This window comes from Lactonifactor sp. BIOML-A5, from assembly GCF_009677585.1.
In the GTDB taxonomy this organism is placed as follows: Bacteria; Bacillota; Clostridia; order Lachnospirales; family Lachnospiraceae; genus Lactonifactor.
The window spans coordinates 276,252-289,253 of the sequence record NZ_WKYV01000006.1 but is presented as its reverse complement, the minus strand read 5'-3'; the positions used below and the strand labels follow the sequence as shown (position 1 = coordinate 289,253).

Annotated in this window: 12 protein-coding genes; all 12 read left to right on the top strand. The window is 46.4% G+C overall.

Translation table 11 applies throughout. The features are described 5' to 3' along the window. The first annotated feature begins 284 nt into the window (after window positions 1–284). On the top strand, window positions 285–968 hold the full coding sequence (locus tag GKG41_RS07315; protein ID WP_154257869.1) for an RluA family pseudouridine synthase: 684 nt from the start codon (window positions 285–287) through the stop codon (window positions 966–968). Window positions 969–1,075: 107 nt separating this feature from the next. Continuing rightward, window positions 1,076–2,128, top strand: a complete 1,053-nt coding sequence (locus GKG41_RS07310) for an AI-2E family transporter (RefSeq protein ID WP_154257868.1) — start codon at window positions 1,076–1,078, stop codon at window positions 2,126–2,128. 118 nt (window positions 2,129–2,246) lie between these two features. Then, entirely contained in the window at window positions 2,247–3,428 is a 1,182-nt protein-coding gene (locus tag GKG41_RS07305; protein WP_154257867.1) for an ABC transporter substrate-binding protein, read from the top strand. A 176-nt stretch (window positions 3,429–3,604) separates the two neighbouring features. Then, complete coding sequence (locus GKG41_RS07300; RefSeq protein WP_154257866.1) at window positions 3,605–3,916, top strand: hypothetical protein; 312 nt, start codon at window positions 3,605–3,607, stop codon at window positions 3,914–3,916. A 44-nt stretch (window positions 3,917–3,960) separates the two neighbouring features. After that, a complete protein-coding gene (locus GKG41_RS07295; RefSeq protein ID WP_154257865.1) occupies window positions 3,961–5,982 on the top strand; it encodes a V-type ATP synthase subunit I in 2,022 nt (673 codons plus the stop codon). Continuing rightward, window positions 5,979–6,458 (top strand): V-type ATP synthase subunit K, encoded by a 480-nt coding sequence (locus GKG41_RS07290; RefSeq protein ID WP_072854613.1) that lies wholly within the window; start codon window positions 5,979–5,981, stop codon window positions 6,456–6,458. Before GKG41_RS07295 ends, GKG41_RS07290 begins: the two co-directional genes overlap by 4 nt. A 39-nt stretch (window positions 6,459–6,497) precedes the next feature. Further along, entirely contained in the window at window positions 6,498–7,091 is a 594-nt protein-coding gene (locus tag GKG41_RS07285; RefSeq protein WP_154257864.1) for a V-type ATP synthase subunit E family protein, read from the top strand. A 29-nt stretch (window positions 7,092–7,120) separates the two neighbouring features. Beyond that, window positions 7,121–8,092 carry a V-type ATPase subunit gene (locus tag GKG41_RS07280; protein ID WP_154257863.1) on the top strand — a complete coding sequence of 324 codons (972 nt, stop codon included), beginning with the start codon at window positions 7,121–7,123 and terminating at the stop codon, window positions 8,090–8,092. Further along, on the top strand, window positions 8,085–8,405 hold the full coding sequence (locus GKG41_RS07275; protein ID WP_072854616.1) for a V-type ATP synthase subunit F: 321 nt from the start codon (window positions 8,085–8,087) through the stop codon (window positions 8,403–8,405). Before GKG41_RS07280 ends, GKG41_RS07275 begins: the two co-directional genes overlap by 8 nt. A gap of 21 nt (window positions 8,406–8,426) precedes the next feature. Next, a complete protein-coding gene (locus GKG41_RS07270; protein WP_072854617.1) occupies window positions 8,427–10,193 on the top strand; it encodes a V-type ATP synthase subunit A in 1,767 nt (588 codons plus the stop codon). Next, the gene (locus tag GKG41_RS07265) at window positions 10,193–11,566 is read left to right on the top strand and encodes a V-type ATP synthase subunit B (protein ID WP_072854618.1); all 1,374 of its coding nucleotides are present in this window, start codon (window positions 10,193–10,195) and stop codon (window positions 11,564–11,566) included. Before GKG41_RS07270 ends, GKG41_RS07265 begins: the two co-directional genes overlap by 1 nt. Before the next feature lie 33 nt (window positions 11,567–11,599). Further along, window positions 11,600–12,262: a V-type ATP synthase subunit D gene (locus tag GKG41_RS07260; protein ID WP_072854619.1), complete on the top strand. Its 663-nt coding sequence runs from the start codon at window positions 11,600–11,602 to the stop codon at window positions 12,260–12,262. The last annotated feature ends 740 nt before the right edge of the window (window positions 12,263–13,002 follow it).

Sequence of the window (13,002 nt, the reverse complement as noted above, 5' to 3'; positions counted from 1 at the left end):
TGACGAGTTTAGCAGCTGGTAGGACTTAGCTGAGGGGAACGGAGCCTCGAGCTGACTTGTCCCTATACCCCGGCCCCTGGCCTGGCCCTGTCCCCCTGGTGCTCCCTCCTATATCCGTCCGTCTGCAACGCTGCGCTGGCCGACTATTTTATCTCGAACTTTACATACACAAAACAATTACACAAAACTATAATTTACTTTACATCTCCCCCTCAACAAGCTATGATAAAAATCAGCTGATATTTTACATATCTGCAAAAAGGAAAGGAAAAAATATCAAAAATATGAGTCTATATAATATAGAAGAAAGTATTTTATTTGAAGATGAGTATCTCCTGGTATGCTACAAATGTCCGGGAGTGGCGGTACAGACAGCTAAGGTTGGGATTATGGATATGGAGAGTTTGATTAAGAATTATCTGTCGAAAAAGTTAGGTTCGGGGAAGCCGCCGTATCTTGCGGTGGTACATCGGCTGGACCAGCCAGTGGAAGGTGTTATGGTGTTTGCCAAGACTCCCCATGCTGCCAGAGAATTGAACAGGCAGCTGACCCAGGGAAGGATGGGAAAGGAATATTTGGCTGTTACCATGGGAATTCCACCGGAAAAAGCGGGAATTTTGGAAAATGAGCTGGTGAAGGACGGAAGGAATAATGTATCTCGTGTTGTGCCTGAAAAAACATCTGGCAGTAAGCATGCAGTACTGGAATATGAAGTTCTGGAAACTAAGGAGGGAAAAGCGCTGGTCAGAATTAAACTTAAGACGGGAAGGCATCACCAGATTAGAGTGCAGATGGCCAACATAGGATGTCCGCTGCTGGGAGACAAAAAGTATAATGTCAATCTTATGGAGGAGAAGAGAACAACCTTCCCTGCGCTATGCTCCAGCAGACTTTGTTTTTTCCACCCAAAAACAGGAAAACCAATGGAGTTTACTGTGATACCAAAGGGTGAGGGTTTTATTCTTTAAAATAGCTGGAAGCTCTGGCAAAGTTTCTACAGTATAGCTGGTGTGGGGCGGCACATACTAAAATCAGCAGATAAAAAATACACTGCTGACAAAGGTGTGTGGTGCTTATGAAATGGAAGAATACGAGTATTATCATTGGAGTCGCAACAGGAGTTTATCTCTTCATGAAATACCTTTTTCCTGTTTTGAGTCCTTTTTTTATTGGCTGGTTTCTGGCCCTTATAGTTTACCCAATTGGAGAAAAATTAAGCAGGCTCACCGTAAGCAAAAAAGTACATCTTACAAGGGAGAGAGCCGGCGGAGTGGTGATTCTGCTTTTTGCAGGTCTGGCAATTTTTTTGCTGTGGGAGGCTATGGAAACTTGTGCCAATCGGGTTCCGGGCTGGCTGTCCTGCCTTCCCGATTTAAAAGATGAGATGAACTATTTTCTTGCGAACTGCTGCGATCACCTGGAAAAAATAACAGGAATTTTATCTGAGGACAGCCAAGGCTTTGTGGTGAAGCAGATGACAGCAGCAGAGGAGGCTTTCCTCCAGGGCGGAGGGCTTGAATTCTGGGGACAGGCCGTGGATTCAGTAAAAAAGTGCATTGTTTTTTTCGGGGGTGCATTTCTCAGTGTACTGTCGTCCATATTATTTTTAAGAGATCTGGATGAGTTCAGGGAGAAGCTGCAGGGATATTCACTCTATGTCAGAATACACAATGTATGCATAGAACTGTGGTCAAAAGCAAAAAAGTATATTCTTGCCCAGCTGAGAATTATGGGAATTATCGGTTTGCTATGCCTGGGAGGATTTTACCTGCTTCATGTTAAACACTTTATTCTCTGGGGGATAGGACTTGGTCTGCTGGATGCACTGCCTCTCATCGGTACAGGGACAGTTTTAATCCCATGGTCTGTTCTTGAGTTTTTTCAGGGAAACACGGCAGTGGGAGCGGGTTTACTGGCGCTTTACCTTGTGACCAGTTTGGCCAGACAGTTCCTTGAGCCTAAACTGGTGGGGGAAAGCCTTGGGATTTATCCGATTTTTGTTTTACTCACTATTTATCTGGGGGTATATCTCTATGGAGGGCTGGGATTTCTTCTCGGACCAGTGTCAGCACTTCTGATATGGGGAATCATAAAAGAGTGGGATTTGTTAAGCTTAAGAAAAATTTAATAAAAATTTCCTAAATTCTTTTACAAAAATGTTACAAATGCATATGGACTTCGCAAAAGTATCGTGTATAATGAGACTGTAACGAATTTTTCAGGATTATATTAAGGGGAGAATAAGAATGAAAAGAATCGCAGTAGCATTATTATGCATGATACTGTCGGTGAACCTGCTCTCTGGCTGCGGCCAGAGCAAGAACGTAGAGGCCGGAGAACTGCCGAAGGATCAGGTAGTTACCAACCAGCCCCAGGACGCCGGCGAGGAAGGCACTGAACCTATAGAACAAGAAGATAACCAGGAGGAGACGGTTACAGAGGAAGATGATTACACGAAGGACCTGACAATGACTTCAGTCAAAGGCAGCAGCGGTGAAATCAGTTATACCTCTGTGGAGAATATTCCTCTGGAAAAAGGCGGACACATTGCAGTTGTAGTAAAGCAGCCCAAAAGCGAATACTGGTCTAAAGTACGCAAGGGTATGGAGGCTGCTGTGAAGGCATTGAACAAGGAACTCGGATATAAAGGGGAGGATAAAATCCGTCTGACCTTTGAGGGCCCTTCCGATGAATCCGATGTGGAATCTCAGATTAATATCATTGATGCGGTTCTGTCAGAGAACCCAAGTGTTCTTTGTATCGCAGCCGTGGATATGAATTCCTGTCAGGCCCAGCTTGAGACTGCAGCTGAGAACGGAATTCCCGTTGTTGTACTGGACTCCGGGGTAAACAGTGATTTGGTACAGACCGTTTGCTCCACAGATAACTACCAGGCAGGGGCTGAGGCGGCCAGAAGACTGGCTGAGGCAGTGGGCGAGTCTGGAAAAGTAGCGGTTATGGCGCATAACAGCAGCTCAGAAAGCAGTATGGATCGGGAGAAAGGATTCCGTGAGGAGATAGCCAATCACCAGGGGATTACTGTTGTAAGCACTTCCTACGAGAGCGAAGAGGAATCTGTGACAGAGATGGTGAGCGCAGTACTTGAAGCTCATCCGGATCTGACAGGTTATTTTTGTACCAACGGCACTATGACGGAAGAGCTGCTGTCGGCGCTGAAGGATCGGGAGGAAGTTCAGGTTAAGGTAGTGGGGTTTGACTCAGGGAAAGCACAGATAGAGGCCATTAAGGACGGAAGAGAAACCGGAATGATTGTTCAGAATCCTTATGGTATGGGGTATGCTACGATTGTAGCTGCCGCAAGAGCTGAGGCCGGTATGACAAACGACACTTACATTAGCTCAGGTTTCCAGTGGATTGATGTTAACAATCTGGAATCAGATGATTTTGCTAATTATTTGTATGAATAACTATTATTACCAAAGGTTAAAAAAGGAAACTGTTTCTATTTGTACAGTTTCCCTTTTTTTTATAAAAAAATCAATAAGTGGGCATTCTATCTTAGAGGATCTGACGAAAAAGTATGATAATAAATTGACAATATGTCTATTTCATAGTAGTATTAAGTTATTGTAAAGGTGGTGATATGGTGGTAGAAGAAACGATTAAAGCGATTAAGGAAACGGAAGTCCAGGCAGAACAGATAGTAAAGGACGCCGAACAACAGTGCGCACAGATTCTCGAAAAGGCAAGAGAGGACGCACTAGCTTTAAAAGTGGAACGAGAGAAGGAAGCTAATCGGAAAGCGGACAAATTAAAGGAAGACGCCAAAGCAGAAGGTGATCAATTTGCCGCAGAAGCTTCCAAGAGGGTGGATCAGGATATTGAACAGTTGAAAAACCTGGCCCAAAAGAAAAAAGAAGATGTTGCGAAGATGATTGTTACACAGCTAATCTGACGCAGGCATGTTCGAAAAGTTAAAAGTAAAGGAGGGATGCGGATATGGCAATTATGCAGATGCAAAAAGTAAGTATCTGCGCGCTGAAAAAAGACCGGAAGGCGATTCTGGAAAAGATTCAGTCCATGGGGATTATGGAGATCACCCCTGTACTGGAGGATGAAGAAGGTCTGGAAAAGCTGAATACAGCCAGCTCCAGGGCGGTTTTTGATAAGAGAGCTCAGGTTGCGGATCAGGCTCTGGATGTGTTAGACCTTTATGTGCCGGAAAAGAAGTCCATGTTATCCAGTCTTGAAGGTAAGGCTCTGATTGACAGGGAATCCTACGAGAAACTGCTGGAAGACAAGGGAAAGATCCTGGAAAAGGCAGGAAAGCTGGTCTCTATGAATAAAGAGATCGCGGAGAAACGATCTACGATTTTGAAGCTGGAAAACCAGATTGAGGCAATAACGCCGTGGCTGCCTCTGGATATTCCCATGAATTTTGACGGAACCTCCAGGACGGCTGTTTTAATAGGCACCATTTCAGGGGCTTTGACCCTGGAGCAGGTCTATGCCGTTTTGGCAGAACAGGCGCCGGAAGTTGATGCCGTAGATGTTTCCGTAGTTTCCGCTGATAAGGATGTCGCCTACATTGCAGCAATCTGCCTGAAGAATGAGGCGCAGGAAGTAGAAAATGCCCTGCGGACAGGTGGATTTGCCAGATTATCCGTAAAGTCAAGAGATATACCTAGTGTATATAAGCAGAAACTGGAAGAGAAAATTGAAAAACTGAATAAAGAAATAAGCGAAACTGAGGCAAAAATTGCCGAATATGCGGCAGCGAGAAGTGAATTCCGCCAGGTATCCGACTATTTCCGGGTAAGGGCTGAAAAATACGAGGTACTGGGTACTCTGCCGCAGTCTAAAAAGACATTCCTGCTTGGAGGCTTTGTGCCGGCAAAGGTTGTTCCGGCTCTTGAGAAGGAAATTGGTGAACGATTTGACTGTACTCTGGACGTTGAGGACGTGAAGGAGGATGAGGAAGCACCTGTTCTTCTCAAAAATAATAAAGTATCACAGGCAGTAGAGGGGGTTCTGGATTCTTACGGGCTGCCTGCCAAGGGAGATGTTGATCCCACGGGAATAATGTCTATATTTTATATTATCTTTTTTGGAATGATGTTATCCGATGCTGCGTACGGTTTAATTATCTCAGTGGTATGTTTTGTATTGCTGAAGAAATATCCGCGCATGTCCAGAGGTATGTATAAGAATCTGAGCCTGTTTATGTACTGCGGTATTTCTACCATAGTCTGGGGCGTATTATTCGGAGGCTACTTTGGAGATGTGGTAACGGTAATTGCAAGGGTGTTCTTTGAGAAGGATGTTGTGATACCTGCCCTTTGGTTCGTTCCCCTCAATGATCCCATGAAGTTATTGATTTTCGCAATGATCTTTGGTTTAATTCACCTGTTTACCGGACTGGGAATCAAAGGGTATATGCTTCTCAGAGACAAGGCATACCTGGATTTCTTCTGTGATGTGGTACTTTGGGTGTTCCTGTTAGCAGGACTTTTGATCATGCTGATCCCAAGTGCAATCTTTGCGTCTATCATCGGAACACAGCTGGTATTCCCGGCTGCAGTGAATATGCTTGGTAAGGTATTGGCAATTATCGGCGCAATCGGTATTCTGTTCATGTCCGGGCGTTCTTCCAAGAATTTTGCCCTGAGACTGGGACTTGGGGCCTATGATTTATACAATATTACGGGCTGGTTAAGCGACGTATTGTCCTACTCCCGTCTGCTGGCACTGGGCCTTGCAACCGGAGTCATCGCTTCCGTAGTAAACCAGATGGGAAGCATGGGCGGAAAGAGTGTATTCGGAGCAATATTATTCATAATTGTATTTATCTTCGGACACATTTTCAGTATGGCTATTAACATGCTGGGTGCCTATGTGCACACAAACCGTCTGCAGTTTGTAGAATTCTTCGGTAAGTTCTACTCAGGGGGCGGAAAAGAATTTGAACCATTTCACTCAGATACAAAATATGTTGATATTAAGGAGGAAACTTATCTATGAGCGAGTATATAGGAATTGTTTATGCATTACTGGGTGCGGCAGCAGCAGTATTTCTTGCAGGTGCGGGATCATCCATGGGAGTTGGTATTGCAGGTCAGGCGGCAGCCGGAGTTATTTCGGAAGATCCAAGTAAATTTGCCAAAGTTCTGATTCTGCAGCTTCTGCCCGGTACACAGGGTATCTATGGCCTGCTGGTTGGATTTATCGTATTATCTAAAATTGGTTTATTAGGCGGATCTATGGCTGAAGTATCTGTACAGACCGGACTGCTGATTCTGGCTGCCTGTCTGCCAATCGGTATCGTTGGTCTTGTTTCCGGTAAATATCAGGGAAAAGCAGCCGCTGGAGCTATCGGCGTTGTTGCTAAGAAACCTGAGCAGTTCGGTAAAGCAATGCTTTTCCCGGCCATGGTTGAGACATATGCCATCCTGGCTCTGCTGATTACGATCCTTGTAGTAAGTGCTATTCAGGTTTAATTTATTTCGTTACAAACTAAGTAAAAGGAGAGCTTGAGAATGACTGGATTAGAAAAAATGAAAAACCAGATTCTGGAAGAAGCAAAAACCTCCGCCGACGAAAAAATCAAAGATGCTAACGCGAAAGCTGAAGAGATTCTGGCTGCAGCCAGAGAGGAAGCAGAAAAAACAGCTGAGCGTATCTCCAAAAAGTCTGAAGCAGATATCGCTAACTATAAGGACAGGGTAAAATCTTCCTGTGACCTGAAAAAGAGGACCGCAGTACTGGAAGCAAAACAGGAGATGATATCTGAAGTTCTGGATAGAGCATTCGAGATGCTTAAGTCTATGGATGAGGCAGAATATTTTGGCATGCTGAAAAAGATGCTGGAAAAATATGTCCTGCCCCAGGAAGGAGAGATTTATTTTTCATCTGCCGATCTGGAAAAAATGCCGGAAAGCTTTAAGAGAGATATTGATGCTGTCGCAAAAGCAAAAGGCGGCAAGTTGACCCTTTCTAAGGAAGGCAAGAGGATAGAAGGCGGGTTTGTACTTGCTTATGGCGGAATCGAAGAGAACTGTACTTTCAAAGCCATCTTTGATGCGGAGAGAGACAGACTTTCAGATAAAGTACATGAAGTATTATTTGTATAAGCGCAGAACCGTAAAAAGGAGGATTATACATGTCTGATATAGATTTTACCTATGCGGTTGCGCGAACACGTGCGTTGGAGGTGCATCTGTTTTCCGCATCCACCATCGAGCAGCTTCTGGCCTGCACTACCTATGAGGAGTGTCTTGACTTTTTGCTGGAAAAGGGATGGGGAGATGATGACACACCCAGAGACGCAGAATCGATACTGTCCAGGGAAAGGGAAAAAGCCTGGGAGACGGTCAGGGAGCTTGCTCCGGATATGTCCATGTTTGACGTGCTTTTTTATCCGAACCTCTTTCACAACCTGAAAGCGGCCATTAAGGAGGTGTGCACGTCAGAGACTAACGCACATATCTTTTATGAGGACAGCCCGATTTCCGGGGAACAGATGATGGAAATCATCCGGGAAAAAGATTTTGGGCGTTTGCCCCAGAGTATGGTGAGAGCGGCGCAGGATGCATATGACACCCTTCTCCATACCAGAGACGGACAGTTATGCGATGTAATTGTGGATAAAGCGGCATTGGATGCTATCTATGCGGCAGGGAAGGCAGCAGAGGATGATATTATCCGGGATTATGCCGAATCTGTGGTAGCGGTAGCAGACATTAAGATTGCCGTACGTGCGCAGAAAACCGCGAAAACAGCAGAATTTATGAAACGGGCGATGGCAGACTGCAGTACCATCAGTGTGAATGATCTGATTCGTGCTGCGGGCAGCAGTATGGAAGCGATCCAGGAATACCTTTCCGGCACCGTATATGCCGCAGGGGCAAAGGCTCTGGAGGAGTCAACCTCCGCCTTTGAGCGCTGGTGTGATAACCGTATCATTGAGACCATTAAGCCTCAGAAATATAACTCCGATTCCGTAGGACCTATTTTCGCCTATGCCATCGCGAGAGAAAATGAGATTAAGACGGTGCGAATCGTTCTCACAGGAAAACAGAATGATTTACCTGTGGATTCTATCCGAGAAAGGGTAAGGGAAATGTATGTATAAGATTGCAGTAGTAGGCGACTATGACAGTATCTACGGCTTTGCAACCTTGGGACTTGATACATTTCCAGTAACAGCCCCTAAGGAAGCCGGAGAAAAATTGAACCAGTTGGCAGGCAACGGATATGGAATCATCTATATTACAGAGGTACTTGCGGCTGAGATTAGACAGGAAATAGAAAAGTATCAGGACCAGGTAATGCCTGCAATCATCCTTATTCCCGGAGTGAACGGGAACACGGGAGAAGGCATTGAGAACGTGAAGAAATCTGTAGAACAGGCCGTTGGTTCCGATATTCTGTTCAGTAATAATTAGAAAGGTGGGTGATTCGTCCCAATGAGTAGAGGTACGATTAAAAAAGTAGCAGGGCCGCTGGTTATTGCCGAGGGTATGAGAGATGCGAACATGTATGACGTGGTTCGTGTTAGTAATCAGCGTCTGATCGGGGAGATCATCGAGATGCACGGAGATCAGGCATCTATTCAGGTATATGAGGAAACTTCAGGCTTAGGACCGGGAGAACCGGTGGAGTCTATGGAGGTTCCCATGTCTGTTGAGTTAGGTCCTGGACTCATTGCCAGTATCTATGATGGTATCCAGCGTCCATTGGATGATATTATGAAGATTTCAGGAAACAGCTTAAAGCGTGGTGTTGAGGTTGCTTCCCTGAAGAGAGATAAAAAGTGGACATTTGTTCCAGTTGCAAAACCAGGGGATGAGGTTGAAGCCGGAGATGTGCTGGGAACAGTTCAGGAAACCATTGTTGTAACACAGAAAATCATGGTTCCCTATGGAATAAAAGGTAAAGTAAAAGATATAAAAGCGGGTGAATTTACGGTAGAAGAGGTGGTTGCCACCATCGAGACTGCTGACGGAGACAAAGAGCTTACTATGATGCAGAAATGGCCGGTTCGTAAGGGCCGCCCCTATCTGAAAAAGCTTCCTCCGGAGATGCCTCTGGTAACCGGACAGCGTGTGGTGGATACCTTCTTCCCCATTGCAAAAGGCGGTGTAGCTGCCGTTCCCGGTCCATTCGGAAGCGGTAAGACAGTGATTCAGCATCAGCTGGCAAAATGGGCGGAGGCTGACATCGTAGTTTATATCGGGTGCGGTGAGCGTGGAAATGAGATGACAGACGTTCTGAACGAGTTCCCTGAACTGAAAGACCCTAAGACGGGGCAGTCTCTGATGGAGAGAACCGTTTTGATTGCCAATACTTCTGATATGCCCGTTGCTGCCCGTGAGGCTTCCATCTATACAGGTATTACCATCGCTGAGTATTTCCGTGATATGGGATATTCCGTAGCTCTTATGGCTGACTCCACCTCCCGCTGGGCCGAGGCTCTCCGCGAGATGTCAGGACGTCTGGAGGAAATGCCCGGTGAAGAAGGTTATCCGGCATACTTGGGAAGCCGTCTGGCTCAGTTCTACGAGAGAGCCGGACATGTAATCTCTCTGGGGAAGGATCAGAGAGAAGGCGCACTGTCTGTTATCGGCGCTGTATCGCCTCCCGGAGGTGATATCTCCGAACCTGTATCTCAGGCAACTCTGCGTATTGTTAAGGTATTCTGGGGACTGGATGCATCTCTGGCCGCAAAGCGTCACTTCCCGGCCATTAACTGGCTGACCAGCTATTCTCTGTATGTGGATAATATGGAGCACTGGTTTAACGAGGAAGTAGCGGCTGACTGGATGAGCAACCGTCAGAAACTGATGGGACTTCTTCAGGATGAGGCGGAACTGGAAGAAATTGTTAAGATGGTAGGTATGGATGCACTGTCACCCTCTGACCGTCTGAAAATGGAAGCGGCAAGATCTATCCGTGAAGACTTCCTGCATCAGAACTCCTTCCATGAGGTTGATACGTACACATCCCTGAGAAAACAGTACCTGATGATGAATCTGGTAATTGCATTCTATGAGCAGTCAGTAGATGCCCTGGAAAAGGGTGCATCCGTGCAGAAGCTTATCAGCATGGAGGTACGTGAAAAAATCGGACGTTTCAAATACACTCTGGAGAATAATCTGGAGGAAGAATATAAGAAAATCAGCGATGAACTGGTTACAGAGATCGCTAATGTATTAGGGAAGGAGGACTTCTAATGCCAAAAGAGTATAGAACCATACAAGAAGTTGCAGGTCCTCTGATGCTGGTGCAGGGTGTAGAGAATGTACACTTCGATGAGTTAGGTGAGATCGAATTGGCCAGCGGAGAAACACGCCGCTGCAAAGTACTGGAAATTGATGGAAGCAATGCGCTGGTTCAGCTGTTTGAGAGTTCTACAGGTATCAACCTGTCTAACAGTAAAGTAAGATTTTTGGGACGAAGCATGGAACTGGGGGTATCCGGCGATATGCTGGGCCGTGTATTTGACGGTCTGGGACGCCCGATTGATGACGGACCTGAAATTCTGCCGGATGAGAGAAGGGATATCAACGGTCTGCCCATGAATCCCGCGGCCAGAAGCTATCCCGAAGAGTTTATCCAGACAGGTGTTTCTGCCATTGACGGTCTGAATACCCTGGTTCGTGGTCAGAAGCTGCCTATCTTCTCAGCATCGGGTCTTCCCCATGCCAATCTGGCGGCTCAGATAGCCAGACAGGCTAAGGTTCGAGGGTCAGGAGAACAGTTCGCCGTTGTATTTGCAGCCATGGGTATCACCTTTGAGGAATCCAACTTCTTCATTGAGAGTTTTAAGGAGACAGGTGCTATTGACCGTACCGTTCTCTTTATTAATCTGGCAAATGACCCTGCGGTAGAGCGTATCGCGACTCCCCGTATGGCCCTTACCGCCGCAGAATATTTAGCATTTGAAAAAGATATGCATGTTTTGGTTATCCTGACAGATATCACAAACTATGCGGACGCTCTCCGTGAGGTTTCCGCAGCCCGTAAAGAGGTTCCGGGGCGCCGTGGATATCCGGGATACATGTACACTGACCTTGCCTCATTATATGAAAGAGCAGGGAGACAGAAAGGAAAGAACGGAAGTATCACTATGATACCGATTCTCTCCATGCCTGAAGATGATAAGACACATCCCATCCCTGACTTAACAGGATACATCACAGAGGGACAGATTATCTTAAGCCGTGAATTATACAGAAAAGGCATTACGCCGCCTATCGACGTACTCCCCTCGCTGTCACGTCTGAAGGATAAAGGTATCGGTGAAGGAAAGACACGTGCCGATCATGCCAATACTATGAATCAGCTGTTTGCTGCGTATGCCCGAGGCAAGGATGCCAAAGAGCTTATGGTAATTCTGGGTGAGGCTGCCCTCTCTGACATGGACCTTATCTATGCCAAGTTTGCTGATGCATTTGAGGAAGAATACGTATCACAGGGGTATATGTCCAACCGGGATATTGAGGAAACTCTCCGTATCGGCTGGAAATTGCTCTCCATTCTGCCGAGAAGCGAACTGAAACGTATTGATGACAAGTTCTTAGATGAGTACTACGGTAAATTCTAATGTTTCAGGAACTACTAAGAAAGAGGTGATTGTGTGGCATCTACCCAGGTGAATCCAACCCGTATGGAGCTGACCAAGTTAAAGAAAAAGCTTGTCACCGCTACCAAAGGCCATAAGCTTTTGAAAGATAAGCGTGATGAGTTAATGCGTCAGTTCATGGATTTGGTTAGGGAAAATATGGCCTTGCGCCAAAAAGTAGAAGCCGGCATCCTTTCCGCAAATAAGAACTTTGTCATTGCAAGAGCAGGTATGTCTGAGGAGATCTTAAATACGGCTCTGATGGCTCCCAAACAAGAGGTGTATCTGGAAGGCTCAAAGAAAAATGTCATGAGCGTTGATGTCCCGGTCTTTGAATATAAGACCAGGACAGCCGATGACAACGACATCTATTCTTACGGCTTTGCCTTTACCTCAGGGGATCTGGACGACGCAGTGAAGTCTCTGGCAGACATACTGCCCGATATGTTACGGCTTGCAGAATGTGAAAAGGCTTGTCAGCTGATGGCGGCTGAGATTGAAAAAACCCGCCGTAGAGTAAATGCTCTGGAACATGTAATCATTCCGGAGACCAGAAAGAATATTAAGTATATTACCATGAAGTTGGATGAGAATGAGAGAAGTACTCAGATTCGTCTGATGAAGGTAAAGGATATGATGCTGGAAGAGGCGCATCATTACAAAGAGAGAGGGTATTGATAGAATACCTTTGGCTTTGTTGGATAGGGGATCTGCTGCTTGAAAGAGCGGCGGATCCTTTTTTAATGTCAATTTAGAGTTTGACTTCCGATGCTTTAGAGCTTCTAGTCGGAAGGTATGGGGTGGCTGGGGGACGGTGAGAGGAATTCTGCGGCGGCGGGCTGGAAGAGCTGGGGGAGGAAGGGCTGGGGTCCGGGGACACCTCCGTCGTGAAGAGAGTCTAAGGCAAAACCGGAATCCTCTCCGGAGCACCGTTCGTATGGCCAAAGAATGCTTTATGTGCATTCTCTGCCCATGCTCACTTTTTTTTGGCCCGGACTGCCGAAAAAATCTCCTGCGGGAATCCCGGTTTTGCCTAAGACTCTCTATTCACTCCTGCGGAATCGTCCGCGGACCCCAGCCCTCCCTCCCCCAGCTCTTCCAGCCCGCCGCCGCAGAATTCCTCTCACCTGGGTATGGGAAAGTTCCAAGGGGCAGGTTCACCAGAGACATTGAGCTAACAAAAATGATAACAAGGTGTAAAGTGTACAACTCACGACCTTCCCTACCCGTTTTCCGTGAATGTGAAGGGAGTCTCAGCCAGGATATAGAAGGGATCACCGGGGAGACAGGGCCAGGGCGTAGGAAAAGGTCAGGGAGGTTAAGCGGAGCCTCGAGCTGACCTTTTCCTACGCCCTGGCCCTGTCTCCCCGGTGATCCCTTCTATATCCGTCCGTCTGCGACACCCTTCTCTTGACCAT